23 protein-coding genes and 1 pseudogene are annotated in these 24,897 nt (G+C 64.3%); 5 read left to right on the forward strand and 19 right to left on the reverse strand.

All coding sequences use genetic code 11. From position 1 onward, the window contains the following. Positions 1-423: 423 nt before the first annotated feature. From WBR68_RS30410 to WBR68_RS30445, 8 genes are all read right to left on the reverse strand, one after another. Entirely contained in the window at positions 424-1,359 is a 936-nt protein-coding gene (locus WBR68_RS30410) for a 2-hydroxyacid dehydrogenase (RefSeq protein ID WP_050447390.1), read from the reverse strand. A 135-nt stretch (positions 1,360-1,494) separates the two neighbouring features. Next, complete coding sequence (locus WBR68_RS30415; protein WP_050447389.1) at positions 1,495-2,565, reverse strand: ABC transporter substrate-binding protein; 1,071 nt, start codon at positions 2,563-2,565, stop codon at positions 1,495-1,497. Next, positions 2,562-3,731, reverse strand: coding sequence for an NAD(P)/FAD-dependent oxidoreductase (locus WBR68_RS30420; protein WP_230696144.1), 1,170 nt, complete (start codon positions 3,729-3,731; stop codon positions 2,562-2,564). Before WBR68_RS30420 ends, WBR68_RS30415 begins: the two co-directional genes overlap by 4 nt. Next, positions 3,728-5,113: an FAD/NAD(P)-dependent oxidoreductase gene (locus tag WBR68_RS30425; protein ID WP_230696145.1), complete on the reverse strand. Its 1,386-nt coding sequence runs from the start codon at positions 5,111-5,113 to the stop codon at positions 3,728-3,730. The genes WBR68_RS30420 and WBR68_RS30425 overlap by 4 nt, the downstream gene beginning before the upstream one ends. Beyond that, positions 5,110-5,451, reverse strand: a complete 342-nt coding sequence (locus tag WBR68_RS30430; protein ID WP_230696146.1) for a (2Fe-2S)-binding protein — start codon at positions 5,449-5,451, stop codon at positions 5,110-5,112. The genes WBR68_RS30425 and WBR68_RS30430 overlap by 4 nt, the downstream gene beginning before the upstream one ends. Before the next feature lie 37 nt (positions 5,452-5,488). Next, positions 5,489-6,283, reverse strand: a complete 795-nt coding sequence (locus WBR68_RS30435) for an ABC transporter permease (RefSeq protein WP_050447385.1) — start codon at positions 6,281-6,283, stop codon at positions 5,489-5,491. A 17-nt stretch (positions 6,284-6,300) separates the two neighbouring features. Further along, positions 6,301-7,182, reverse strand: a complete 882-nt coding sequence (locus WBR68_RS30440; RefSeq protein ID WP_127183040.1) for an ABC transporter permease — start codon at positions 7,180-7,182, stop codon at positions 6,301-6,303. A 1-nt stretch (position 7,183) separates the two neighbouring features. Further along, positions 7,184-8,263, reverse strand: coding sequence for an ABC transporter ATP-binding protein (locus tag WBR68_RS30445; RefSeq protein WP_127183039.1), 1,080 nt, complete (start codon positions 8,261-8,263; stop codon positions 7,184-7,186). A 212-nt stretch (positions 8,264-8,475) separates the two neighbouring features. Here WBR68_RS30445 and WBR68_RS30450 point away from each other — a divergent pair, with 212 nt between their 5' ends. Beyond that, a complete protein-coding gene (locus tag WBR68_RS30450) occupies positions 8,476-9,318 on the forward strand; it encodes an IclR family transcriptional regulator (protein WP_050447382.1) in 843 nt (280 codons plus the stop codon). A gap of 369 nt (positions 9,319-9,687) precedes the next feature. On the opposite strand, the gene WBR68_RS30455 is transcribed toward WBR68_RS30450, so the two are convergent. Both WBR68_RS30455 and WBR68_RS30460 read right to left on the reverse strand, forming a co-directional pair. Beyond that, positions 9,688-10,851 carry an alpha-hydroxy acid oxidase gene (locus WBR68_RS30455; protein WP_050447381.1) on the reverse strand — a complete coding sequence of 388 codons (1,164 nt, stop codon included), beginning with the start codon at positions 10,849-10,851 and terminating at the stop codon, positions 9,688-9,690. 205 nt (positions 10,852-11,056) lie between these two features. After that, positions 11,057-11,953 carry a phytanoyl-CoA dioxygenase family protein gene (locus WBR68_RS30460; protein WP_050447380.1) on the reverse strand — a complete coding sequence of 299 codons (897 nt, stop codon included), beginning with the start codon at positions 11,951-11,953 and terminating at the stop codon, positions 11,057-11,059. 159 nt (positions 11,954-12,112) lie between these two features. Here WBR68_RS30460 and WBR68_RS30465 point away from each other — a divergent pair, with 159 nt between their 5' ends. Continuing rightward, positions 12,113-12,409 (forward strand): acylphosphatase, encoded by a 297-nt coding sequence (locus tag WBR68_RS30465; protein ID WP_050447379.1) that lies wholly within the window; start codon positions 12,113-12,115, stop codon positions 12,407-12,409. Positions 12,410-12,551: 142 nt separating this feature from the next. Here the strand turns inward: WBR68_RS30465 and WBR68_RS30470 are convergent, their stop codons facing one another. The 6 genes from WBR68_RS30470 to WBR68_RS30495 all read right to left on the reverse strand — a co-directional run bounded on the left by WBR68_RS30470 (position 12,552) and on the right by WBR68_RS30495 (position 17,886). Continuing rightward, the gene (locus WBR68_RS30470) at positions 12,552-13,457 is read right to left on the reverse strand and encodes an EamA family transporter (protein ID WP_050447378.1); all 906 of its coding nucleotides are present in this window, start codon (positions 13,455-13,457) and stop codon (positions 12,552-12,554) included. A 100-nt stretch (positions 13,458-13,557) separates the two neighbouring features. Further along, the gene (locus WBR68_RS30475; RefSeq protein WP_230696147.1) at positions 13,558-14,616 is read right to left on the reverse strand and encodes a threonine aldolase family protein; all 1,059 of its coding nucleotides are present in this window, start codon (positions 14,614-14,616) and stop codon (positions 13,558-13,560) included. A gap of 5 nt (positions 14,617-14,621) precedes the next feature. Then, a complete protein-coding gene (locus tag WBR68_RS30480; RefSeq protein ID WP_050447375.1) occupies positions 14,622-15,356 on the reverse strand; it encodes an amino acid ABC transporter ATP-binding protein in 735 nt (244 codons plus the stop codon). A 33-nt stretch (positions 15,357-15,389) separates the two neighbouring features. Continuing rightward, positions 15,390-16,079 (reverse strand): amino acid ABC transporter permease, encoded by a 690-nt coding sequence (locus WBR68_RS30485; protein WP_050447373.1) that lies wholly within the window; start codon positions 16,077-16,079, stop codon positions 15,390-15,392. Positions 16,080-16,088: 9 nt separating this feature from the next. Beyond that, positions 16,089-16,886, reverse strand: coding sequence for an amino acid ABC transporter permease (locus WBR68_RS30490; protein WP_230696148.1), 798 nt, complete (start codon positions 16,884-16,886; stop codon positions 16,089-16,091). 88 nt (positions 16,887-16,974) lie between these two features. Then, positions 16,975-17,886, reverse strand: coding sequence for an amino acid ABC transporter substrate-binding protein (locus tag WBR68_RS30495; RefSeq protein ID WP_127183036.1), 912 nt, complete (start codon positions 17,884-17,886; stop codon positions 16,975-16,977). 171 nt (positions 17,887-18,057) lie between these two features. Between WBR68_RS30495 and WBR68_RS30500 the strand changes: the two genes are divergently transcribed. Beyond that, positions 18,058-18,990 (forward strand): LysR substrate-binding domain-containing protein, encoded by a 933-nt coding sequence (locus tag WBR68_RS30500; RefSeq protein WP_050447371.1) that lies wholly within the window; start codon positions 18,058-18,060, stop codon positions 18,988-18,990. Between the two features lie 22 nt (positions 18,991-19,012). On the opposite strand, the gene WBR68_RS30505 is transcribed toward WBR68_RS30500, so the two are convergent. Next, entirely contained in the window at positions 19,013-19,681 is a 669-nt protein-coding gene (locus tag WBR68_RS30505) for a flavin reductase family protein (protein WP_230696150.1), read from the reverse strand. Between the two features lie 17 nt (positions 19,682-19,698). Beyond that, positions 19,699-20,181: a VOC family protein gene (locus WBR68_RS30510; RefSeq protein ID WP_230696151.1), complete on the reverse strand. Its 483-nt coding sequence runs from the start codon at positions 20,179-20,181 to the stop codon at positions 19,699-19,701. Between the two features lie 150 nt (positions 20,182-20,331). On the opposite strand from WBR68_RS30510, the pseudogene WBR68_RS30515 reads away from it, so the two are divergent. Beyond that, positions 20,332-21,221 (forward strand): annotated as a pseudogene (locus WBR68_RS30515) (LysR family transcriptional regulator). Between the two features lie 12 nt (positions 21,222-21,233). Here the strand turns inward: WBR68_RS30515 and WBR68_RS30520 are convergent. Then, positions 21,234-23,147 (reverse strand): WG repeat-containing protein, encoded by a 1,914-nt coding sequence (locus tag WBR68_RS30520; RefSeq protein WP_304505241.1) that lies wholly within the window; start codon positions 23,145-23,147, stop codon positions 21,234-21,236. Between the two features lie 708 nt (positions 23,148-23,855). Between WBR68_RS30520 and WBR68_RS30525 the strand changes: the two genes are divergently transcribed. After that, positions 23,856-24,797, forward strand: a complete 942-nt coding sequence (locus WBR68_RS30525) for an Abi family protein (protein WP_230696152.1) — start codon at positions 23,856-23,858, stop codon at positions 24,795-24,797. Positions 24,798-24,897 lie beyond the last annotated feature (100 nt).

Below are 24,897 nucleotides of genomic sequence, written 5' to 3' on the forward strand. Positions count from 1 at the left end.
GGTCTGGCGCACTGGTCAGTCCTTCGATCCTGGGAAATTGCGGCCGGTTATGGGTTGACCCAAACCATAGAATCTCGTTGCCGCCTGCGGCGGCTGCCTTCGGATTCCCTCGGGCGCATCGACTCCCCGCCCCCCACCAGCCACCACCCCACCATGCTCGAATTGCGGCAATCTGGCGTCAGCAGGGGAGACCCGCGTGCTTGGCATTTTTGCGCACGATGTCGGAGGCTTGAAAGATCTTGCAGGGCCCGCCCCAGGCCGGCCGCGCGGGCGGCCTTTTGGGGCTTACGCAATGTGCCATTCTTTGGACTGATGCGATGTGCCAATGCTTGGACTGACTCGTACATCGTAGGATGGGTGAAGCGCGTCCGGGTCTGTGCAAGGGCGACGACGACAAACGCGCGTAACCCATCACCTCACCACTCAATACCCCCGCCCCGGATCATAAATATTCGGCAACGCTTCCCCACGTTCATTGGCCGCAATCAACCACGACGTATGACGGGCGCGTTCCTTGCGGTCGGGAATCGCCGCGCAATGCGGCGTAATAATCACCCCCGGATGCGACCACAACGCCGACTCCACCGGCAACGGCTCGGCTTCAAACACATCCAACACCGCCTGGTGCAACTGACCGCTATCCAATGCGGCAATCACATCTTTCTCGACCATGTGCGCCCCCCGCCCCGCATTGATCAGGCTGGCGCCGCGCGGCAATTGCGACAAGGTGGTGGTGTTCAATATGCCCTTCGTCGCCTCGGTCGCCGGCAACAAACAGACCAACAAATCGGTATTGCCCAGGAACTCGCCAAACTGCTCCTGACCCGCATAGGACGGCATGCCTTCCAGCTTGCTGGCCCCGCGTGACCAGCCGCTGACTTGAAAGCCCACGCGCGACAACAATTGCGCCGCCGCCACGCCCAGGTGCCCCAGCCCCATGATGCCCACGCGCACATCAGCCGCCACGCGCAAGGACTCGAAAAGCTCCCAATGGCGGCGCGCCTGGTTATCCACAACGCGCTTGATATCGCGCGTCAGCATCAACGCGGACGTCAGCACGAACTCGGCCATTTCGGTCTGGGTGCGGGCAGTGACCATGCGCGCGATGCGCAGGTGGCGCGGCAGTTGGGGGTCGGCCAGGATGTGGTCAACGCCGGCGCCGGCGCTGATGATCAGTTTCAGGTTGGGGAAGGTAGCCAGGCGGCCGGGGTCGGGCGCCCAGACCAGCGCGTAGTCCACGCTGGCGGGGTCGACGTCTTCATGCCAGCCCACCACGTCCAGGTCGGGCGCGAAAGTGTGGAACTGCGCACGCCAGGCGTCGATTGCCTGGGGGCCGCCGGAGTTGATGATGAGCCGCATGGGTCGTTTTCCTTTTGCCGAAGACATCGAATGCATCGAACACATCAGACGCCTCTGGCGCATCATGCGTGTCGCCCGGTCGGGTTGCGCGCGGCGCCGGCGGTTTATCCACAGGCGCCGCGCCGCACGATCTTATCAACGTTCGACGGTGCGGTTCCAGCGGGCGTTGAAGGCGGGGCGGGCCTTGTTCACTTCGTCCCAATCCAGGATCTTGGCGTTTTCCATGTAGCCCTGAAAGCGCTTGAGCGTGTCGACGGTGTCAGCCGGTGCTTTCACGTTTTTGTTCGACGGGAAGTGGCCGCCCATTTCCAGCGCCTTGGCTTGCGCGCTGGCGGACAACAGGTACAGCGCCAGCTTTTGCGACAGCTCCGGCTCGCTGTTCTTGGCGATGACGCATTCGCCCACCATCAGGATCACCGAGCCTTCCTTGGGCTGCGCGTATTCCACCGGGATGTCGCGCTTCTTCAGGCGCGCGATGGCGGTGGGCGTCAGCGGGAAGATGGCGGCTTCGTTGGACTGGATCATCTCGGCAAGCTTGGCCGAGTTGGGGATGTATTCCAGCACGTTGGGGCCGATGGTGTCGGGCCATTTCTTGAAGCCGGGTTCGTAGTTCTTGTCGTCGCCGCCCTGGATGCGGTTGAACATCAAGAAGCCATGCAGGCCGAAGGTACTGCTGGAGGCGGACTGGAACACCACCTTGCCCTTGTACTTGGGGTCGGCCAGATCCATCCAGGACGTGGGCGGCGCCCAGCCCTTGTCGGCGAACATCTTGGTGTTGTAGCCCAGGCCGGTCATGCCGATGTCGATGCCGGCCGCCATGCGGTCCTTCATCACGGCGGTGGGGTAGAGCTCTTTCAGGACGGGGTCGTCGTTAAGCTGTTGGCACAGGCCCATTGAGATGGCGCGCGCCATGATGCCGTCGTCCAGGAACATGACGTGCATCTGCGGGTTGTCCTTGTAGGCTTGCGCCTTGGCCAGCACATCGGTCGAGGTGCCGGGCACCACGACGATCTTCACGTTGTTGGCTTTTTCAAAAGGGGGGAACACGTACTGCGTGAAGGCGCGTTCCATGTCGCCGCCGTTCATGCCGACGTACAGCGTCTTCTGATCCGCCATCGCGCCTGCCGACAGCATCATCAACATCGCCGCGCCCAACAGCCGCTTCCCCTTGTTCAGGCGCGATGCGCCCTGTTTCTTATCCATCATGGTGACTCCAGCGTTTGCTCACGAACAGGTTCAGGCCGAGCCACGGCGCCGTGAGCGGCCACCGCGTATCGTTCGATGCGAAAGGCATCGATAGGAATGGAGGACTGTCCGCGCACGACCAGCTCGGACAGCACTTCGCCCACGGCGGGGCCAATCTGAAAACCGGCGCCAGACAAACCAAAGGCGTGAAACAGGCCGGGCGTGGTGGCGCTGGGTCCCAGCACCGGATTGTGGTCGGGCATATTGCCTTCCACGCCCGTCCAGAAACGGATGACCTGCGCGCCGCGCAGCACCGGCAGCAGCTTGATGGCGTTGGCCATCAGCGCACCCAGGCCGGCGCGGCCGGGCCGCGCGTAATCGGCGCCGGATGACACGCCGCGCCCGCCGCCGATCACGCAATTGCCGCGCGCCACCTGGCGTGCATAGATGCCGCCGCCTTGCACGCCCAGGCTGACGTCCATGAAGACGGGCAGCGGTTCGGTCACCATCATCAAGGGATGGATAGCAGTTTCGGGCACGGCTTCGCCAAAGCTTTCGGCGAACTGTCCGGCCCAGGCGCCCGCGCAATTCAGCAGGTAGCGCGAGCGCACTTCCAGCCCTTCGGCGCGCACGATGAAGCGCGAGCCATCATGTTCAGCGGTGGTGACGCGCACGCCTTCGCGTACGTCGGCCCCCAGCGCGGCGGCGGCACGCGCGAAGGCGGGTGACACCAACCTGGGGTTGGCGTGGCCGTCTTCCGGGCAGAGCGATCCGCCCACCACGTCCTGCCCCAGCCAGCCGAAGCGGTCGGCAAGGTCGTGGCGGCCAAGCAGCCGCAGGTTCATCCCGAAGCCGCGCGTGCGGTCGCGATACGCCTCCAGCAGCGCCATGTCGGCGTCAGACGCCGCCAGTTTCAAATGGCCGGAGCGCACGTATTCGCCGTCGATGCCAATCAGCGCGGGCAACTGGCCCCACAGTTCGTGCGCGCGCCGCGTCAGGGGCATCTGTTCCAGGCCGCGCCCCTGGCGGCGCACGCCGCCGTAGTTCACGCCGCTTGCGCGCGCGCCGCACAGCGCAGACTCCAACAGCACCACAGGCAGGCCCGCGCGGCGCAGGAACAGCGCAGCGCTGCCGCCCACGATGCCGCCGCCGATGATGGCCACTTCGGTGTCGATACGCTGCGTCATGCCGACACCTTGTTCTGGCGCTCCAGGCACACCACGCGCACCGGCACGGGCTTGACCGGCGGCTGGTTGCGCAAGCGCCCGACTTCGGCGGGTGTACAGCCACAGGCTTGCGCCAGCACTTCGGCCGCCGCCGCGCCGCACATGCGTCCTTGGCAGCGGCCCATGCCCACGCGCGTCAGCGCCTTCAGCCGGTTCATCTCTTGTGCCGCCGTGTCGTGGACCGCGCGCCGTACCGTGCCGGCAGTGACCTCTTCGCAACGGCAGATGACGGTGTCATCGGCAATGCTTGCCGCCCAATCCTCTGGAAATGGAAAGGCGCGTTCCAGCGCCGTTCGGATGCGGCTGTTGGCGGCAAGGCGGCTTTCGAGCAACTGCGCGCGCGGGGCATCGGCCGGCTGCCCGATGTCTTCCAGCAACGCCAGCGCCGCGCGCTCACCCGCCAGTTCAGCGGCGTCCGCACCGCCGATTGCCGCGCCATCGCCGGCCACGTAGACGCCCGGCACGCTGCCGCGTCCGGCTGTGTCACGCCGAGGCGTCCAGTTACGGTCGCGCGCGTTGAATTCGAATTCACAGCCGACCAGGCTGGCCAGTTGGGTTTCGGAACGCAGCGCCAGGCCATAGGCCAGCGAATCGCATTCCACGCTATGTTCGCGGCCGCCTTGGCGGTAGCTCAGGCCCGTGACGCGCGCCTGGCCCTGCACGGCCACCGGCCGCACGCCGCTACGCAGCGGCACGCCACGCGCGCGCAGCCACGCCATGTAGTACAGCCCCTTGGCCAACAGTCCCGGCGCGCGCAGCATGCCGGGTAGCGCCGCCAGGCGGTCGGTAAAGCGCGACGTGTCGAGCACGGCCGCCACCTGTGCGCCGGCGCGGGCGTACTGGTACGCCACCAGATACAGCAGCGGCCCGGTGCCCATGAACACCACGCGCGACCCAATGGCGCAGCCCTGGAACTTCAAGGCCACTTGCGATCCGCCCAAGGTGTAGACGCCGGGTGTCAGCCAACCGGGGAAGGGCAGCACGCGGTCGGTGGCGCCCGTGGCCAGGATCAGATGCGTATACGGAACGGCGGTGCTGACGCCGTCTTGCAGCACGTCCAGCGTCTTGCCTTCCACGTTCCACACCAGGCTGCCGGGGCGGTAGTCCACCTGCGGCAGCAGGGCGTTCATGGCGCGGTGCACGGCATCGGCCTTGCGATGTTCGAAGCCATACAGCGCGGGCTTGTCGCGTTGGAACCCCGGTGGCGGCTGGCGATAGATCTGGCCGCCGGCGCGTGGGGCTTCATCCAGGATGACGGGCCGCAGGCCCTGGGCCACCAGCGCCTGGGCGGCGCGCACACCGGCAGGGCCGGCGCCCACGATAACGGGCATCACGATGCTCATGCGATGTCGTCCTCGGGCCAGGCGGCCACCGCCAAGGTGCCGGGCACGGCGGCGGGCGGCAGGGGCGCGCTTTGCAGGCGCATGCCGGGTTCGATGAAGGTGGAACATGCGCGCAGACGCGAGCCGTCTTCCAACTGCATCCAGCAGTCCTGGCAGGCGCCCATCATGCAGAAGCCGGCGCGCGGCGCACCGCTGAATTCGGAATGTCGCAGGCGCTCGGCCTGTGTCAGCACGGCGGTCAACACGGTGTCCCCCGCCAAGGCCTGGCAGGCTTGCCCGTCCAGCGTGAAGGGCACGGCGGGCCGGGCCGTTTCGGCCAGGCGTTTCAGTATTGCCATGATGCCGGCGCCTCTCTATTCGCCATCGGCAAGGGTTTCATTTCTGCCCCACCAGCACGCGGTCCAGGCCATACACGCGGTCCAGCAGCAGCATGGTGACGGCGGTCAGCACGATGACCAGCGCGGACACGGCCGCCATCATCGGGTCGATGGATTCGGTGGCGTACATGTACATGCGCACGGGCAGAGTGATGGTGGATGGCGCGGTGATGAAGACTGACATCGTCAGTTCATCGAAGCTGTTGATAAAGGCCAGCAGCCAGCCGCCCGACACGCCTGGAATGATGAGCGGCAAGGTCATCTGAAAGAACACGGTGGCGCGGCTGGCGCCCAGCGACAGGGCGGCGTGTTCAATCGAGCGGTCAAAACCGACCAGCGCGCCGATCACCAGCCGCATCACATAAGGCGTGATGACGACGACGTGCGCGGCCACCAGCCACGGAAAGCTGCCCGCCATGCCCATCAGCGCGAAGAAGCGCAGCAGCGCCACGCCCAGCACCAGATGCGGAATCATCAGGGGCGACAGGAACAAGCCGTTCAACACATCGCGCCCCGGAAAGCGGTAGCGCGTGATGGCAATGGCGGCGGGCACGGCCAGGCAGACGGCGATGGTGGCCGACAGGAAGGCCAGCCACAGGCTGTTCTGGAACGCCTGCATGAAGTTGGGGTGCTCGAACACCGCGCGGAACCAGCGCAGTGAGAAGCTGGTGGTGGGCACCGTCAGCGTCGATTCCGGCGTGAACGCCACCAGGCACACGATGGCTAGCGGCGCCAGCACGAACACCACCACCAGGAAGTTGAACGCGAGCGCGAAGGGGCCATTTTTCTGCATGTTGGTTCCTTGGCGCCTTAGCCCAGGCTGCGGCGGTAAGAGCGTTCAACGACGCGGTTGTAGGCCATCATGATCACAACGTTGACCACCAGCAGGATGATGGCGATGGCCGCGCCCAGCGGCCAGTTCAGCTCGGTCAGGAACTCGTCGTACACCACGGTGGCCACCATCTTCAGGCGGCGTCCGCCCAGCAAGGCGGGAATGGCGAATGAGCTTGCCGACAGGCCGAACACGATCAGGCTGCCGGACAGAATGCCCGGCATGGCCTGCGGCAGCACGATGCGCGTCAGCGTCTGAAAGCGCGAGGCGTTCAAGGACAGCGCGGCGTGCTCAACAGTGGGATCCAGTTTTTGCAGCGAGGTCCAAACGGGGATCACCATGAAGGGCAGCATCACGTGCACCAAGCCAATGATGACGGCGGTGGGTGTGTACAGCAGCGGCCCGATCCCCAGCGCGTCGGCCGCGCGCCCGACGACACCGTGCGGGCCCAGCAGCATGCTCCAGCCAAAGGCGCGCACCACCAGCGAGATCAATAGCGGCGACAGCACCACCAAGAGGAAGATGGAGCGCCAGGGCTTGCCCATGCGCGACAGGATGTAGGCTTCGGGCGCGCCGATCAGCACGCAGATCAGCGTGGTCACGCCGGCGATCCAGAAGGTGCGCCAGAAGATTTCGATGAAGTAGCTGTCGGTGACCACCGCCAGATAATGTTCGAAGGTATGGCCCGGCAAGATGCCCGCGCTGTAGTCGAACGGACGGAAGGACAGCACCAGGGTCAGCGCCAGCGGCGTCAGCACCAGGGTCAGGAAAACGAGGGTCAGCGGGATGGAACCCAGGATGGCAAGCAGGCCATCGTTGCGGGGCTTGGGGCCGGCCGTGGCGTGAGTCAGCGTTGCCATGTCAGGCGGCCTCTTGCGCAGTCGAGGCGGCCGGGGCGCGCAGCACGCGCAACACGCCCTCGGCCCAATCCAGCCCGATGGCCTCGCCATCATCATGCGGGCGGCGGCCGTCGTTCGGAGTCAGGACGGTCAGCGTGCCCACCGGCGAATCCAGGTCGTACATCCACTGGCTGCCCAGGAAGTAGCGCGTGCTGACCACACAGGCCAGCTTGCCCTGGCCCGGAGGCACGGGCACCAGTTTTTCCGGGCGCAGCGACAACTGCACGTTGTCGCCGTGGCGCAAGCCTTCACCGTCGACCAGCACGCGCAAGGCGCCGGTCTCGATTTCAGCTTGCTCGCCGCAGCGGGTGACGCGGCCGGGCAGCAGGTTGGTCTTGCCCACAAAACGCGAAATGAATTCGCTTTGCGGATGTTCGTACATGCGGAATGGGGCGTCGACCTGGGTGGCGCGGCCATCCTGCATGACCACCACGCGATCGCTGATGGACAAGGCTTCGGCCTGGTCGTGCGTGACCATGACGGTGGTCGTGCCGATCTTCTTCTGGATGCCGCGCAGTTCAAACTGCATGTCTTCGCGCAGCTTGGCGTCCAGGTTGGACAGGGGCTCGTCCAGCAGCAGCACGGGCGGGCGGATGACCAGCGCGCGGGCCAGCGCCACGCGTTGCCGCTGGCCGCCCGAAAGCTCGCGCGGATAGCGGTCGGCATGCTTGTCCAGCTTCACCAGCGCCAGCGCTTCGCGCACGCGCTCCTGGCGTTCGGCGCGCTCGACCTTGCGCATCTTCAGGCCGAAGGCCACATTGTCGGTCACGGTCAGGTGCGGGAACAGCGCATAGCTTTGGAACACGATGCCCAGCCCGCGCGTATTGGGCTTGGCGCGCGTGATGTCGCGCCCGTCCAGCGTGATGACGCCCTGCGTCACTTCCGCAAAGCCGGCAATCATCTGCAAGGTGGTGGTCTTGCCGCAGCCCGATGGGCCCAGCAGCGAGACGAATTCCCCTTTTTCCACAGTCAGGTTCAGATCGGAAACGACGCGCAGGTCGCCGTAGTTCTTCGAGACGTTGTCCAGCCGCAGAAATGACATTTTCCAAACCCCGTCGCCCGATGCGGGCGTTGTGCCACCCCGTAAGGCCGGTTTCCCGGCGTGGTGGCTTATTGATGGGGCAGTCTAGGTTTCGCGAAAAGGCAGGGTCAATTAGGGTTTTCCGAAGAATCGAATTTTTTAGAATGAATTTCCGTTAAGCTGAATTTACTGATAAAAATACGTTCATATATTTTGATCAATGGAATCAAACAATGAAGAAATCAGAGACAGCGGACGATTCTGCCGGCCAGGGCGTGTTGCAGCGGGCGTTTGCCGTGCTGCGCGTGCTGGCCGATGCAAAAGGGGAGAAGCTGCGCCTGACCGATATCGCGGCCCGTACCGGGCAGGCGCAGGCCACGGTGCACCGCGTGCTTCAGGGCTTGATGCAGGAAGGCGTGGTGGAGCAGCCGGCGCAAAGCAAGGGGTATCAACTCAGCGTGGCGTTCTTTGCGCTGGCGGCGGCGGCGGGCACGCACCAGTCCAGCCTGCGTTCGCTCTACCGCCCCGCCATGCTGCGCCTGTCGGGCATGTTGAACGACACGATTTTCCTGCTGGTGCGCAGCGGCTTTGACGCGGTCTGCGTGGACCGGGTTGACGGTGCGTTCCCGGTGCGTTCGCACACCGGCGATATCGGCGGGCGCGTGCCGCTGGGCATGGGCCAGGGCGGCCTGGTGCTGCTGGCCAGCCTGCCGGAAGCCGAACGCGAAGAAGTCATCCGCTTCAACATTCCGCGTTTGCACCATCTGGGTTTTGTGGACGAAATTTCGATGCGGGTGCGCATCAAGGAATGCCTGGAACGGCGGTACGCGCGCAGCCAGGGGCAGGGCGTGTTCCCAAATATCGCGGGGCTGGCGGTGCCGGTCTACGACCCCAACGGCGTAACGGTGGCGGCGCTAAGCGTGGCCGCCCCCATCGAACGCATCGACGACGACCGCCTGCCACTGATCGTTGAAATGCTGCGCCGAGAGGCGGACGCGGTAGGCGCGCAGATCAACCCCTTCGACCCCGCGCTGAGACGCCCCAGCCATTATTTGGGCGCGGGTAACGGCGGTTGATGGCGGGGGATGGATGTCGGTAACGGCGGTTGACGTCGGGGGTGGATGTCGGAACGGCGGTTGACGTCGGGGTGGGGCGCTGGCGGTAGGATGGGTGCAGCGCGCGATGCCATACCCAAGAACGACGCCGCCGACCGCGCGAAACCCATCAAGCAGCGCCGGAACCCGAAATAACCCAGCCATATCTTGGCGGTGGTTCGATGGGTTGCGCGCGTTCGGCAAATGCGTTCTTGCCGCGAATCTTGCGCGCTTCACCCATCCTACGAGTTGCCGTAGGATGGGTGTGGCGCGCGACGCGGTCGCAAAGAACCACGCCGCCGATCGCGCGAACCCATCAAGCTGCCCCCGCCCCAAAACACCCCAACCACATCACGTCGGATACGTGCCCGGCAGCAAAATGCTGCGGTCGCCCGGCTCAATATTGCGGCGGCCGCACAGCGCCATCGTCGTATCCATTTCCTTGTATAGCAGCTCCAGCACGCGGGTGACGCCCGCCTGGCCATACGCGCCCAGGCCATACAAAAATGCGCGGCCGATCATCGTGCCGCGCGCGCCCAGCGACACCGCTTTCAGGATGTCCTGGCCGGAACGGATGCCGCCGTCCATCCAGACTTCAATCTTCGAACCCACCGCATCCGCAATCGCCGGCAACGCGGCAATCGACGACATGGCGCCGTCCAGTTGGCGGCCGCCGTGGTTGCTGACGATCAGCGCGTCGGCGCCGCTGTTGGCCGCCAGTTGCGCGTCTTCCACATCCAGGATGCCCTTGATGATGAGCTTGCCGCCCCAGCGCTGCTTGATCCATTCCACGTCGTCCCAGCTCAGGCGCGGATCGAATTGTTCAGCCGTCCAGGCCGACAATGACGACAGGTCGCTGACGCCCTTGGCGTGTCCGACGATGTTGCCGAAGGTGCGGCGCTTGGTGCCCAGCATGCCCATGCACCAGCGCGGCTTGGTCGCCAGGTTGATCAGGTTGCGGATGGTGGGTTTGGGCGGCGTCGACAAGCCGTTCTTGATGTCCTTGTGGCGCTGGCCCAGGATCTGCAAGTCCAGCGTCAGCACCAGCGCGGTGCAACCAGCGGCCTTGGCGCGGTCGATCAGGTTGGCCACGAACTCGCGGTCGCGCATCACGTAAAGCTGGAACCAGAACGGCTTTTTGGTGGCCTCGGCCACGTCTTCCAACGAGCAGATGCTCATCGTGGACAAGGTGAACGGCACGCCGAAATCCGCCGCGGCCTTCGCCGCCAGGATCTCGCCGTCGGCATGCTGCATGCCAGTCAGGCCAGTGGGCGAAATCGCCAGCGGCATCACCACGTCGTGGCCCACCATCGTGGTGCGCAGCGACCGGCCTTCCATGTTCACCGCCACGCGCTGGCGCAGCTTGATCTTGTGGAAATCGCTTTCATTGGCGCGGTAGGTGCCTTCGGTCCAGGCGCCGGAATCGGCGTAGTCGTAGAACATGCGGGGCACGCGCTTTTGCGCGACGACACGCAGATCTTCGATGCAGGTGATCGTAGAAAGGTTAGCGGTCATGAGAGGTCTGAGGAGTGATGGAAGGGCGCCAGCTACGTTTCGTATTCTTGGAATCTGGAGCCGCCGGCTGCGGGCGGCTGCACCGCAACGCTTGGGCGACAGGCCCTGCGGCGCCGCTCAGTATACGCGCCGAGGCCGGCAAGCGTTGCTTGCCGGCCTCGTTCGCCCCCCCTCTGACTGGGGCTCTATGGCCCCGTCGCCCGAGCTATCGCGGCCAGACCTTGCTGACCGCGCGTATGGTGGCCCACGCTACCCAACGCGGGCTGGTCAGCCGCGCACCCGGCAGCCGGCGCATCACATCCACGGCCAGCCCACCACGCTTGTGCCACTGCTTCTTGCGCGTCTGGCTATCCGTCCAGCGGCCTTCCAGCCACGGAAATTCGCGGCGCCCCGGCTTGTAGACCGGCGGCGTGTTGTAGATCAGGATGTACGCCAGGCGCGGCGACGGCGACGTGTTCGGCCCGGTGAAGTGCAGCGTGCGGGCGTCGTGCACGGTGATGCCGCCCGGGTCCAGCGGTTCGGCCACCGCCTGGTCACGCTGGAATTCGCCGCAGCATTCCAGCGGATGCAGGCTCTTGTCGCCGCCGGGCGAACGGTGCTCCAGCACGTCCCATTTGTTGGACCCGGGGATGAACTGCATGCAGCCGTTTTCCACGGTGGCGGGTTGCAGCGCCAGCCAGATGCTCAGCTCGTTGTAGACGAAGTCGGGCGAACGGAACGCCTCGTCCTGGTGCCACGGCGTTTCCGGGCCGAACGGGCCGGGCTTGAGCAGCGCGTGCTCGCCATACAGCGCCGCCTCTTCGCCCAGCAATTGCCGCGCCAGGTCCAGCGTGCGCTCGTGGTAAGTCGTCTTCAGTAGACCGGGGGCATAATGACGCGGATCGTGCAGGCTTGGAAACTTCGCGGGCTTGGACGGGTCGTCGCGGCTGACGAAGTCATACTGCGCGCCCTCGTTGTATCCCGTTTTGTTCGCGAACAAGTCCAGCAGGGTGCGACGGATGTAGCCCACCTCATCCTGCGGGCACATGTCCTTCAGGGCCAGGTAGCCCTGGTCCCTGTAGCGCGCTGTCTCAGCTTCCGACAACAAACTGGTCTCTTCCATAATGGCTTCTCCAAGCTCTGGTAGCGGGTGTTCCCGTTGGCACGTTTTGACATGAGCACTAACGTATCGCTTCGACACCCACCGGGCCTATAGACCATCCGCTGTAGCCTTAACCGCCTACTCATCCCATTGGCGGCGCATCATCCGAAGGAAACATCCATGCAAGACCCTAAGACCGACTCCCATATCGAAACCGTCCTCGTGTCAGTCAGCGGCACGGTGCAAGGCGTGGGGTATCGCCACGCCACGGTGCGGCGCGCCCACATGCTGGGTGTGACGGGCTGGGTGCAGAACCTGCTGGACGGCACGGTTGAAGCCCTGGTGCAGGGCACGCCCGACCAGGTGGACCACATGCTTGAGTGGCTGCGGCGCGGCCCGCCGGGCGCGTCCGTGCAGGAAATGACGACGCGCCGGGAATACACCGACAAGCGTTATATCCGCTTTGAACAGGTGTAGCCGGGCAGTGTGCGATTCAGCGCCCTCGGCGTTAAGCCGTAGTCCGGCTGGTCGAGGGGTTGAGGCAAGGTTGAGACAGTGGTTGAAGCCGGGCTGATAGGGTCGCAGACGCCTGCCTGATGACCCGGTTTGAACGGGTATTTCAGCGGCTGCGCAGCCAGCGTCCGCCAACCTGATTGATGATCAGGCCCGCCAACACGCAGCCCGCCCCCAGCCACTGCAACGGTTGCAGCCGTTCCCCGAACGCCATGGACGCCGCCCACAGGCCCACCACCGGCACCAGCAGCGAGAACGGTGCGATCTTGGCCGCCGGATGGCGCGTCAGCAAGCGTGTCCACAGCGTGTAGGCCACCAGCGTCGCCAGCACCGCCAGGTACAGCACCGACAGCGCCTCGCCCCAGCCGATGCCGGTAATCATGCCCAGCACCGGCTCCCAGCCGTCGATCAACACTGCCAGCAGCAAGAATGGCAGCACCGGCGCGGCGCTGCTCCAGGCGATGAAGGCAAAGGGGTCGTAGCCAGGCGCCATGCGACTGGCCCGCCGCACGATCATGTTGGACGCTGCCCACATGAACGCGGCGCCCAGCGTCAGCACAAAGCCCAGCATGGTCATCTGGCCCGGGCCTTCGCCCCGGCCGCCCGCAATCACCGCCAGCCCCAGCGCGGCCACGCCCAAGCCGATCCAGTGGTGCCGCCGCGCGCGTTCGCCCAGCACGGGGGCCGCCAGCAGCAAGGTGAAGAATGCCTGGGTCTGGATGACCAGCGAGGCCATGCCGGCCGGCATGCCGAATTTCAGGGCAGTGAACAGCAGGCCGAATTGGCCCAGCCCCTGCACCAGCCCGTAGGCCGCGATCCACTGCCACGGCAGTTGCGGCCGGCGCACGAAAATAATCAGGGGGAAGGCAGCCAGCGCGAATCGCAGCGCGCCCAGCATCATGGGCGACAGGCCCTGCATGCCGACCTTCATGACAACAAAATTAAGACCCCATATGACCACGACCGCCAGCGCGCAGAAATAGTCTTTTCGGGTGAGGTGAGTCGTGGACATGCGGCATTATCGCACCGCCGCAATGGGCCGGCGGTGCCGATGAACACTGGGTTTCAGGGCCAGTTTTCAGTGCTGGCGTTCAGCACTTTTTCAGCGACTTTCAGCGTTTCTCCAGCACCGCCGCGAAGGCCTGCACGGCGGTGTCGATGTCCTCGTCCTCGATGTGGCGATGCGTGACGCAACGCAGGCGCGTGCGGCCCCAGGGGCGTGTCAGCAGGCCTTCGGCTTGCAAGGCCGCCACCCACTGCGTGTTGGTCATGCCGGAGTCGGCGGTCTCTACCTGCACGATATTGGTCTGCGGCACCGTGGCCGACAAGGCGGGCGCCAGGCGGTTGATGCCGTCGCTCAAGCGGCGCGCGCGGACGTGGTCTTCGACCAGCCGGACGGTCATCGTCTGCACGCCTTCCAGGCCGGCCGCCGCCATGATGCCCGACTGGCGCTGCGTGCCGCCCAGCATGCGGCGCAACGAGCGGGAACGAGCCATCACGGCCTTGCTGCCCGTAAGCACCGCGCCCACAGGGGCGCTAAGGCCTTTGGACAGACATAGCGACACCGTATCGGCGTACTGGGTGATCTCGGGTGCCGGCACGCCCAGCGCCACGGCCGCGTTGAACAGGCGCGCACCGTCCAGGTGCACGGGAATGCCACTGGCGTTGGCCATGTCATACACGGCGCGCATGTGATCCAACGGCAGGACGGCGCCCCCGGCGTTGTTGTGCGAGGTTTCCATCGCCACCAGCGACGTCTTCAACCGGTGCCCACCCGACAGCAAGGCCTCGTCAAGCCGGTTCAGGTCCATCGCGCCATCGGTGCCGGACACGCCCTGATAGAACAGCCCGGTAAACGTGGCCGCACCGCGTTCCGAGGTGTACATGTGGGCGGACGATTCCAGCACCACCTGCTCGTTACGCTGCGTCTGCGCCAATACGGCAAGCAGATTGGCCATGGTGCAACTGGGCACGAACAGCCCGGCTTCCTTGCCAAGCAGCGCCGCCACGTGGGCTTCCAGCGCGCGCACGGAAGGGTCGCCATCCAGGCCGTCATCGCCGATCGGCGCGGTGCGCATGCGTTCGTACATGGCCGCCGTCGGATGGGTCACCGTGTCGCTGCGCAGGTCGACGGGAAGGGCGGGATGGTCGGCGGGAGTCCGCTGGGTCATGGGTATCAATGCTGCAAAATCTTGGAAAGAAACTGGCGCGTGCGCGGGGCACGTTCCTCTACATTGCCGAAGAACTCGTCCTTGACGCAGTCTTCGACAATCTTGCCGCCGTCCATGAAGATCACACGGTCGGCAACGCGGCGGGCAAACCCCATTTCGTGGGTCACCACCATCATCGTCATGCCTTCGCTGGCCAGGTCCGTCATCACATCCAGCACCTCGTTGACCATCTCGGGGTCCAGCGCCGAGGTGGGCTCGTCAAACAGCATCACCACCGGGTCCATCGACAGCGCGCGCGCAATCGCCACGCGCTGCTGCTGGCCGCCCGAGAGTTCACCCGGGTGCTTGTCCTTGTGCGCCGACAGGCCCACGCGCTCAAGCAGCGTCAGCGCCCGCGCACGGGCTTCTTCCTTGCCGCGGCCCAGCACCTTGGTCTGGCCCAGGCACAGGTTTTCGGTCACCGACAAATGCGGGAACAGCTCAAAGTGCTGGAACACCATGCCAGCCACCGACCGCAGCTTGGGCAGGTTGGTGCGCGGGTCACCCACCGAAATACCGTTGACCACGATGTTGCCCTTTTGAAAGGGCTCCAGCGCGTTCACGGTCTTGATCAGCGTGGACTTGCCGGACCCCGACGGCCCGCACACCACCACGACTTCACCCTTGCCGACTGTCGTCGTGCATTCATCCAGCACCTGAAAGGCGCCGTACCACTTGCTGACCTGCGAGATCTCGATCATCGGAGGCGTCGTAGATAGTTGCATCGCTAAACCCTATCGCAGCACACGGGTGCGCTTTTCCAGTAGTTTGACCAGGCGGGACGCCGTGAAGCAGATCACGAAATACACCACCGCCACGAACAGATAAAGCTCCACCAGCCGGCCATCGCGCTGGCCGATCTTGGACGCCGCGCCCAGGAAGTCGGTCAACGACAGCACATAGACCAGCGACGTGTCCTGGAACAGGATGATCACGCGGGTCAACAGCGCGGGAACCATGTTGCGAAACGCCTGCGGCAGCACCACGTAGCGCATGCCCTGCCACGGCGTCAGGCCGATCGCCATGCTGGCCGACACCTGGCCGCGCGCAATCGACTGAATCCCCGCCCGCATGATCTCGCAAAAGTACGCGGCTTCGAACAAGGTGAAGGTGATGACCGCCGAATTGAACGCCCCCACGCGCAAGGGCGTGGCCGACCCCACCACCCAGGCGGCGATGTACGGCATCAGGAAGTAGAACCAGAAGATCACCAGCAGCAGCGGAATCGAGCGCATCACGTTCACGTAGATGCCCGCCGGCACCGACAGAATCTTGAAGCGCGACAGCCGCATCATGGCCAGCAGCGTGCCCAGCGCCAGGCCCATCACGGCGGCCAGCACCGTCAGCGTCAGGGTGAACGTCATGCCCGTCTGGAACAGATAGGGCAGCGCGGTCCAGATCACATCGAAATCAAATTTACCCATCGCGATCCCCTATCGGCTCAGGGCGGCGGTCTTGACCGCGGCCGGACCGGCTTTGCTGGCCGCGCCGTTGCTGGCCGCGCCGATCAGGCCAGGCACCGCGATATGCCGTTCAAGCAGGCGCATGCCCAGCACGACCATGCCGTTGAGGATCAGGTAGATCACCGTCGCGGCGGAGAACGCCTCGAAGATGTGGAAGCTGAATTCCTGCATGGAACGCGCCTGGCCGGTCAGCTCCAGCAGGCCGATCGTCAGCGCCACCGAGGAATACTTGATGGTGCCCATGAACTCGGACGTCAGCGGCGGCAGCACGATGCGAAACGCTTCGGGCAGGATGATGTAGCGGTACACCTGCACCTCGGTCAGCCCCAGGGCGGTCCCCGCCTGGAACTGGCCGCGCGGCAACGACTGGATGCCGGCGCGCAGTTGCTCGGCCACGCGCGCCGAACCATAAAACCCCAGGCACAGCACGGCGGGCACGAACTGGCCCCAGGGCTGCGGCATCTGCTTCATCGCCAGGCCCCAGGCATGCGGCAGCAATTCAGGCAGCACGAAATACCACAGGAACATCTGCACCAGCAGCGGTATGTTGCGGAACAGCTCGACGTAGGTCGCGCCCAATAGGTTCATCACGCGGGACTGCGCCGTACGCATCACGCCCAGCCAAGATCCCAGCAACAGCGAAAACACCCACGCCGTCAGCGCAAGCGCCAGCGTCCAGCCCACGCCGATCAGCAGCGTTTCCAGAAAGTTATGCACGCCATCCGGCGACATCTCCAGGAAGACGCTCCAACTCCAGTCGTAATTCATGCCCGTGCCCTAGATGGCGGCGCCATGCGCGACGCCTTGCCCCAAAACCGCCGCGGGACGCCTGGGCGTCCCGCGGACTAGTTGCTGCTTACTCGTATACCTTCGGGTCACCCGAGTCGGTCGGGTTGGCCAGTGCACGCTTGAGCGCATCGCTCATCGGATACTTCAGGTTGATCTGCTTCGGGGGAATCGGCGAATTGAAGTACTTGTTGTAGATCGCCGCGACCTTGCCGCTCTTCATCAGATCCACCACGGCATCGTCCACCACCTTCTTGAATGCGGGGTCGTCCTTGGGTTCCATGATGCCGTAGGGCGCCATTTCCAGGCCCTTGGTGCCAATCACAAACGCATCCGGATTCTTCGACGAGGCCACCGCGCCATAGGCGATGCCGTCATCGTTGGCCGACCCGGCGGCACGGCCCGATTCCACCATCAGAATGGTTTCGGCGGTGTCCTTGGTGGGCGCCATCGTGATGCCCAGGTTACCCTTGGCATTCAATTGCGAGATCAGGCGGAAAGTCTGGCCGCCGGCTTGGGCGGCGATGGTCTTGCCCCGGAACGATTCCAGGTTGTTGGGGTCCACGCCGCCGTCCTTGCGCGCCACCAGCACCACCTGCGCCACGAAGGTCGTGGGCGCGAACGACACCAACTTGTGGCGGTCGAGCTTGTTGGTGGTGTTGCCGCATTCCAGGTCGATGGTGCCATTGGCCAGCAGCGGGATACGCGTGGCGGAGGTCGTCGGGTTGTAGCGCACTTCCAGCTTGGGCAGCTTCAGCGCCGTCTTGATGTGTTGCACCACTTCCTGGCAAATCTCGACCGTGTAGCCGATGGGCTTCTGGTTGCCGTCAAGATAGGCGAAGGGCACCGAGGTCTCGGGGTGGCCGAGCGTGATCACGCCGGTTTCACGGATCTTGTCCAGGCGGCTGGTGCCTTCGGCGTGGGCGGTGGCCGTGCTGCCCAGCAGGGCGGCAGCGACGGAGATCGCGGCAAATGCTTTCATCTGATTCCCTTGGCGCCGTGCAACCGGCGCGTGTTTGTAGTCACGATCGGCGGCGCCGGTTTGTCCGACGTCCGCCACGTCCCGCGATGAGCCCCGCGGCTGGCAAAAAGTATCAACTAGCAGTATGGTTTTATCCAGTTCCAATCAGGTATTCCTCTATACGGATTTGATATGGCCATTCCACGGATGGGCTTAAGACACATCGAGGCCTTCCGAGCCGTCATGATGACCGGCTCGATGACGGCCGCCGCGCGGCGCGTGCATACCTCGCAGCCGCACGTTAGCCGCTTAATTGCGCAATTGGAAGCCATCACCCAGTTTCCCTTGTTCGATCGCAATGGCAGCCGCCTGAGCCCCACGCAGGACGGCTCGCGCTTCTTTCAAGAGGTGGAAAAAACCTTTATTGGCCTGGCCGGCCTGGAGTCGGCGGCGGCCAGCATCCGCTCGTTCAGCGCCAGCCGCCTGAGCGTGGCGGCCATGCCCCGGCTGGCGGGCGGCATGCTGGCGCGCATCGTCGCGGCCTTCAAGACCGAATACCCGGACGTGATGGTGTCCATCCATTCGGGCAACGCCAGCACCGTGCACAACTGGATCAGCTCGGGCTTTTGCGACACAGGCCTGGCCATGCTGTCGGGCGACAGCCCCGGCATTCAGGTCGAACCCGTGATGACGATGAACTGCGTGGCGGTGCTGCCCAAGGGGCACCGCCTGACCAAGTTGAAAAAGCTGAAACCCGCTGACTTCGCAGGCGAGCCCTTCATCGCCTTTCCCAGCGCCACGCCGCTGCGCGAAAAGATCGACGCCGTCTTCAAGGCCGCCAAGGTGGAACGCCAGACGGTGGCCGAAGCGGGGCTGGGCTCATCGGTGTGCGCGCTGGTGGGCGCGGGCCTGGGCGTGGCGCTGATCAACCCCTTGGCCGCGCGCGAAGAGTACGAGGCCAACGGCGTGGAGGTGCGCCCGTTCAGCCCGGCGGTGCCGGTGACGGTGGCCTTGCTGTATCCGCCGTATCACACGCGCACGCGGCTGGTCAGCGTGTTTTCACGGTATGCGCATCAGTTGATGAATGAAGAGATGGCGGATTTGAAGGCGCGGGCGGCGCGGTGAAGGAGCCGGCCTTTGCCGCCTGCTAGATGAAGGACCGTTCCAGGTAGTCGGCCGCTTCGCCAGACGGCTTCAGTGCCTGCCATTGCGCCAGGTTCAACTGCGGCATCTGGAAAGCCGGCTGCGGGCGGCCATACCAGCCCGGGTTGTGCAGACGGGCCAGCAGGTCCATTTTTCCGCCGTCCAGATAGAGGTGTTCGCGGTCGGCCACGAATTCATCCTGTACATGCATGGCCACCACGTCGGCCACCACCAGGCTGCGGCCGTCGATGCGCAGCAGCTCATGCACCCGGCACTCAAACGCGACGGGCGACTGCATCACGCGCGGCACGCCGATGCGTTCGGACGGCGCCAGCACCAGCCCCGCTTCCTGCGATTCATCCACCCCGGCCGGGAAGTCCACCGCCGTCACGTTCATCCTGGCGGCCAGCCGTGTCGACACCAGGTTGACGGTGAACTCGCCGCGCTCGCCGATATTGCGCGCGGTGTCCTTGGGCGCGCCATCGCGCATCCCGATGCCCACGCAGATCAACGGCGGATCGCCCGACATGAGGTTGAAGAACGAGAAGGGCGCCACGTTGGTCGCCCCCTGCTCACCGCGCGACACGATCCAGGCGATGGGGCGCGGCACGATCGCCGCCGTCAGCAGCTTGTAGCGTTCGTGTCCCGCCAAGACGTTCAGGTCGATGAACATGACTTATCCCCAGCTGCTCAGTCTTGCGCCGGCGTCGGCGCCGCGCCCTCGGCGGCCTTCGCATCCGCGAAGAGACGGTCGCTGCGTTTGCAGCGGCAGCGTCCCAACTGGTGCAGCTCGATCAGGTTGCCGACGGGGTCGCGCAGAAAAAGCTGCATGAGCTCCGGCGCCGCCACGTTGTCCAGCTTCCAGTAGTCCACCGCCATGCGTTGCAGTTCCGCCTCGGCCTCGGCGATATCGTCCACCGCCAGCGCCAGATGGTTTTCCACGGGGTCGCGTCCCGGCCCCTGGGAATAGGGCGAGGGGCCATCGCTGCCCAGCAAATGGATCTGGCAATCATTTCCCATGTCCAGGAAGTAGCCGGCGATGCCCGGTATCTCCCAGCGGCCTTCATCCGTGTCCAGCCCCAGCACGCTTCCATAGAACGCGCCCATGGCCGCCACTTTTCCCAGTGGCATGCGCACCGCGTGGTGGTGCAGTTCCAGAACCTTCAGCGCCATGTCTATCTCCTTCGTTTTCCTGCCGGCGCCCATGCACCGCCACGAACCGCATCATGGCGGTGGCGCGCACACCGGGGAATGCCGCCCATCGCATTCCACGATTGCATGGCGTGCAACGCCGGCCCCCAAGCCGCGCCCTGCGCGCGCGCTATGCTTGGCGCCATGACAACGCCCGACCTCAACCTGCTGCTGGCCCTGGACGTGCTGATCCAGGAGGGCAGCGTCGCCGGCGCGGCGCGTCGGCTCAACCTGAGCACGCCCGCCATGAGCCGCACGCTGGCCCGCATCCGCGACGCCGTGGGCGACCCGGTACTGGTGCGTTCAGGACGCGGTCTGGCGACCAGGTGCGCGCCGCGGTGGAGAAGGCGCAATCCGTGTGGTCGGCATTCAGCCGCGACACGGACCTTGGCGCGCTGACGCGCATCTTCACGCTGCGCGCCAACGATGTGTTTGTCGGCGCTTTCGGCGGCCGCCTGCGCGAACATCTGTGCCGTCACGCCCCGCGCGCCGTGCTGCGCTTTGTCTCCGAAGGCGAAGACGACGAAGACGCCTTGAGTGACGACGCCGACCTCTATATTGGTTCGTCGCAAAAGTTCGGCGCCGACATCAAGGTGCAAACGCTTTTCACCACGTCTTTCTGCGGCCTGGCGCGCGCCGGGCATGCGATTTTCGATGGCCCCGTAACCCCGCAACGCCTGGCGGGCTACGACCACATCAGCGTGTCGCGCCGTGGCCGCGCGCAAGGCCCTATCGACCAGGCGCTGGCCAGCCTGGGCCTGACGCGGCGCGTCGCGTTGATCACCCCCACCTTCCACGCCGCGCTGTTTGCGCTGGCCGACTCAGACCTGATCCTGCCCACCATGCCGCAACACCTGATGCCGGGCATTGAACGGTTGGGGCTCGCCTTGCGCGGCTTTGCGATGCCGGTGGAGACGCCCCCGGTCAGGGTGGTGCAAGCCTGGCCGCCCCGGCTGGACAGCGACCCGGCGCACCGATGGTTAAGGCAGACGATCAAGCAGGTTTGTGAGGGGGTGGGTTAGAAGGCGCCGGCGCTATTGCGCATCGGTTTGCACCCGCCCGTCCGCATGCAAGTAGCGCATGGCGCCGTCAACATGCATGGCCGGCACGGCCTGACCCTGGCCCCACCATTGCGCAATCGCCGTCGGGCAGCCGTGCACGCCGTCCCCCGTGCGCAGCGACTCGGGTACGCCGATCCACGCATAGACCGGTTCGTGCAGCCACGCGCCGTCCGCTTGTGCGATACCGATGTGCTGGCCATCCGGGCTGTGGTCGCAGGCCTGTTCCGGCACCACGGCGCACAGCCAGCCGTAGGTGTCTTTCCACATCAGGCCGAACACCAGGTGCTGCGTGCACGGCAGCGCCTCGCGGCGCTCGACCATGTCGTAGGCGCCTTGGAACCATTCGTCCCATTCCCCGTGATCCACGCAGCGCAGCACGCGCAGATAGCGGCCGGCCTGGCCCGCGGGCGGCGGCGTGATGTCGGCCGGATTGGAAGCGGGTAGCCAGATGATGTCGGCCAGATCCGTATAGGCCACGGGCACGACGATTCCGCCCTGGGCGTCCAGAACACCGCGCTGATCATCCTCGGTCAGCACCCGGATCCGCATCTGGCCGCTTATCCACAGGCCGGCGGGATCGGACTCCGACTCCACAGGCCCCAACGCGGCGTACAGGGCGTCCAGCACTTGCCGACCTTGCGCATCGATCAGGCCGCAGTGGTCACCGCGCTGCGTCACATAGGCGTGCAGCGCGTCATCCCAATTGATGTCGTCCCATACGGGCGCGCTTGCCCAGGCACCGCACCGGTCGATCAAGCCCCAGCACCCGGCTTCGTATGCGGGCGCCAAGCCCCCGGGCGAAAAATCGCCCGCCGATTCGAATGTGGGGGGTATCGCCCACGCCCCCGATCTATCCACAAAGCCGAACTGGTCGCCCACCCGCGCCATCGCCAGACCCTGTGAATAACTCCACACTTCGTCCAGCTCGCATGGCATCAACTGGCGGCCGCTGGTATCGATCAGCCCAAGCTTGTCGTCCTTGAGAACCGCCGCCACGCCGTCTTCGAAACGCCAGATGGAATCGAACTGCGGGGCGAGCACCACGCGGCCGTCTTCGCTGCGTCCTTCGCGCACGCCGCACAGGTTGTCCACAACAAAGCGATGCAAGCCGTCGCCGAGGTGGGTGTCGCGACGCTTAGAAGTAGGGGTGCCGTTGGGGGCGTCGTTGTCGACGTCGGCATCTTCTTCGTCATCGGCACGGTCTTCGCAGCCGTCGTCCGCATCTTCGTCTTGGTCTTCGTCCTCGTCGAAGTCTTCATAGCGCACCCGCCGGGCGGGTTCTTGCGGAAAGAAATACGGATGCGCCAGGCCGCCCAGCCCGACCCGCCACGCCCAACCGGATTCATCGTCAGCGCCTTGCACGTCCAGCAAGCGCAACGCAGCCGCGATGTCGTCCTCGCGCATGCTGTCCTGCAAAGCGTTCCAGCGATCCGTGCACAGCGCGCGCGCGTGGGCAAGATACGCCTGCGCGCCATCCCCATGCAGCCACGCCAGCTCATCAAGATTGGCGCTTATCCACAAGCCGGCGGCGTCGTCCCGCTCGCCCGACGCGTCCCGCGCCCCCCGCGCCTCCATCCGTTCGGCCAGGTAAGCCACCGCCGCATCCCACTGCACGCAATGCGGCGCGTCTCCGCGTGCCGCATGCGTCCGCAAGAACGCCGCCACCTGGCGCAAGCGATCGTGCGCGGCTTGCGCGGGGGCGGCCAGCGCGGCCGTGCCCGCATCCCCAAACACGCGCTGCGACGCATCGGCGTCCCGCAAGCTGCCGTCGGCCAGCAATACCTGCCATAACGTGGGCAGGTTGCCGTTGGCGGCAGCGATTTCTTCCGATGACACCGTGCGGCCGTCCCGGTCCACCTGCAACGACAACCACGCGCGATTACCCATCACTGCATCCTTGAAGCACGCTGGCCACCGCACAAGCGGCGCGCGACCAGCCGGAAAAAACAAAGGCCAGCCTTTTCAGGCTGGCCCGGGTCATGCGAGGCAAACGCTTTGTAGGATCCCATAAACCTTTAGATATCGCGCACTTTCGCCCTGCGGGCGTTGAAGATCTGATAGGACTTGCTAGAGCGAACTGTCCCATCTTGTTAGATTTTCCTAAGCGTATCGTCAACAAGTCACCGGGGGCACACAAAGTCGACGATGGTGCGACACGAGACAGTTTGATTCCCCCGTCTGAATGAATCCATTCGCACGCTCGCATCGGGCAGGTAACGTTTCGTCCAACGCCTAGGCCCACCAAACCCCAACCGATCACTATTGTGAAGCTTAAGGGGACACCGAGCACTCTCGCCACAACCCCTGAGAGTCAGCGCAGAACAACTTGACCAACCCGAGGCTCGGTTCCGCCGAACTCTGACATTGCTCCACAACAACCACAGTTGCGGAAAACAAAAAGGCCCGCCAGAGGCGGGCCTTCGCTTTCTTTTTGCCTACTACGCATGCCGACTAGAACCTCACAGAGAGGGGAAGAGGACATACAGACAGGTGATGTCGAAATTATAGGTACAAACCAGGGAAAAAGTCAAGCAGTCTCACACAGCACCGCAAACAAGTGTTAGCGTAACGAAACGTTAACATGCGACCTAAACCATGCCCCAGTCGTTCCATTACCCTCCCATACTGTCCCTTGTATCACCCCCACGACTATCGAGCTATCAGGCCGTATTCTCGCCTAGTTGTGATGCCGAACTATTCGGTACGTATGTCTGGGCCCAACACGTAGTCGGTGCCGTTTATCCCATCACTCAAGCCGTCGAAGTGTCGCTCCGCAACAGCGTAGACAACGCAGCCCGTACGAAGTTCGGTGCCAAATGGTGGAAGCTCCCGCAGTATCAAACCCCGGCACACGCCGATTTCCAAGGATGCATGCAAAAAGCTGAAAACACACTGACCAAAGCGTGGCGTGCAAGTGAACGAATACGGTTGCATCTACCCAAACATGCAGTGGTCCCTTCCGCAGTGCCGACATGGTCGCATGACAAAATCGTCGCAGCGACCGAATTTAGCACGTGGGGACATGTGCTTAGTGATGCATTCTCCGCTTCAACACGAGCACAGCAAAGCACGCATCTGTGGCCGGTGCTGATGGGGACGGCATTTCGAAAATACAATTTACTTTCGTCCAGTAGCGTAGATGCACGCCACCAAATAATGAATATCGTGCATGAAATTCGAGAGTACCGAAATCGACTTTTCCATCACGACAAGATATGGGTGAGCAGCGGAACATCTTCCAATCCTAGATCGGCTATCGATTCCATAAGAAAGAAGATAAATAAGATGGAAACCCTGCTAAATGTGATTGATGCGAGACTTCCGATCATCATGACCAAGGTCGGAGTGCTTGATAACGCGCGCAGAGTCTGCTCAATGAATGAGTTGGACATATACCGCTACGCATTCAGAGAGCCGCACCTGACATCGAAAAAAAAGCGCCTTATGCGCTCTCTAACTACTAGCTCTGAAAATCGTAACTCGACCACCGCATGGAATTATGGGGGATCGGTATATGGAATGTACAAAATCCGTTAGCAAGTCGGGCCCACTTTAGTAAATGGAATGGCCCCCTGAATCACCGGACACCATCACTCACCTAGAATACTGACTAGGCATATGACTGTATTTTTGACTA

The sequence above is a fragment of the Achromobacter sp. JD-1 genome, assembly GCF_038594925.1.
In the GTDB taxonomy this organism is placed as follows: Bacteria; Pseudomonadota; Gammaproteobacteria; order Burkholderiales; family Burkholderiaceae_B; genus Achromobacter; species Achromobacter spanius_C.

What these genes read in the sequence shown, in the direction of transcription:
- WBR68_RS30410 (WP_050447390.1), bottom strand. Translation starts at nt 1,359, where the DNA reads ATGCGGCTCATCATCAACTCCGGCGGCCCCCAGGCAATCGACGCCTGG.
- WBR68_RS30490 (WP_230696148.1), bottom strand. Translation starts at nt 16,886, where the DNA reads ATGAATTACGACTGGAGTTGGAGCGTCTTCCTGGAGATGTCGCCGGAT.
- WBR68_RS30420 (WP_230696144.1), bottom strand. Translation starts at nt 3,731, where the DNA reads ATGACGCAGCGTATCGACACCGAAGTGGCCATCATCGGCGGCGGCATC.
- WBR68_RS30425 (WP_230696145.1), bottom strand. Translation starts at nt 5,113, where the DNA reads ATGAGCATCGTGATGCCCGTTATCGTGGGCGCCGGCCCTGCCGGTGTG.
- WBR68_RS30475 (WP_230696147.1), bottom strand. Translation starts at nt 14,616, where the DNA reads ATGACCCAGCGGACTCCCGCCGACCATCCCGCCCTTCCCGTCGACCTG.
- WBR68_RS30465 (WP_050447379.1), top strand. Translation starts at nt 12,113, where the DNA reads ATGCAAGACCCTAAGACCGACTCCCATATCGAAACCGTCCTCGTGTCA.
- WBR68_RS30500 (WP_050447371.1), top strand. Translation starts at nt 18,058, where the DNA reads ATGGCCATTCCACGGATGGGCTTAAGACACATCGAGGCCTTCCGAGCC.
- WBR68_RS30510 (WP_230696151.1), bottom strand. Translation starts at nt 20,181, where the DNA reads ATGGCGCTGAAGGTTCTGGAACTGCACCACCACGCGGTGCGCATGCCA.
- WBR68_RS30445 (WP_127183039.1), bottom strand. Translation starts at nt 8,263, where the DNA reads ATGTCATTTCTGCGGCTGGACAACGTCTCGAAGAACTACGGCGACCTG.
- WBR68_RS30520 (WP_304505241.1), bottom strand. Translation starts at nt 23,147, where the DNA reads ATGGGTAATCGCGCGTGGTTGTCGTTGCAGGTGGACCGGGACGGCCGC.
- WBR68_RS30480 (WP_050447375.1), bottom strand. Translation starts at nt 15,356, where the DNA reads ATGATCGAGATCTCGCAGGTCAGCAAGTGGTACGGCGCCTTTCAGGTG.
- WBR68_RS30495 (WP_127183036.1), bottom strand. Translation starts at nt 17,886, where the DNA reads ATGAAAGCATTTGCCGCGATCTCCGTCGCTGCCGCCCTGCTGGGCAGC.
- WBR68_RS30455 (WP_050447381.1), bottom strand. Translation starts at nt 10,851, where the DNA reads ATGACCGCTAACCTTTCTACGATCACCTGCATCGAAGATCTGCGTGTC.
- WBR68_RS30470 (WP_050447378.1), bottom strand. Translation starts at nt 13,457, where the DNA reads ATGTCCACGACTCACCTCACCCGAAAAGACTATTTCTGCGCGCTGGCG.
- WBR68_RS30460 (WP_050447380.1), bottom strand. Translation starts at nt 11,953, where the DNA reads ATGGAAGAGACCAGTTTGTTGTCGGAAGCTGAGACAGCGCGCTACAGG.
- WBR68_RS30415 (WP_050447389.1), bottom strand. Translation starts at nt 2,565, where the DNA reads ATGATGGATAAGAAACAGGGCGCATCGCGCCTGAACAAGGGGAAGCGG.
- WBR68_RS30505 (WP_230696150.1), bottom strand. Translation starts at nt 19,681, where the DNA reads ATGTTCATCGACCTGAACGTCTTGGCGGGACACGAACGCTACAAGCTG.
- WBR68_RS30525 (WP_230696152.1), top strand. Translation starts at nt 23,856, where the DNA reads ATGCCCCAGTCGTTCCATTACCCTCCCATACTGTCCCTTGTATCACCC.
- WBR68_RS30430 (WP_230696146.1), bottom strand. Translation starts at nt 5,451, where the DNA reads ATGGCAATACTGAAACGCCTGGCCGAAACGGCCCGGCCCGCCGTGCCC.
- WBR68_RS30450 (WP_050447382.1), top strand. Translation starts at nt 8,476, where the DNA reads ATGAAGAAATCAGAGACAGCGGACGATTCTGCCGGCCAGGGCGTGTTG.
- WBR68_RS30485 (WP_050447373.1), bottom strand. Translation starts at nt 16,079, where the DNA reads ATGGGTAAATTTGATTTCGATGTGATCTGGACCGCGCTGCCCTATCTG.
- WBR68_RS30440 (WP_127183040.1), bottom strand. Translation starts at nt 7,182, where the DNA reads ATGGCAACGCTGACTCACGCCACGGCCGGCCCCAAGCCCCGCAACGAT.
- WBR68_RS30435 (WP_050447385.1), bottom strand. Translation starts at nt 6,283, where the DNA reads ATGCAGAAAAATGGCCCCTTCGCGCTCGCGTTCAACTTCCTGGTGGTG.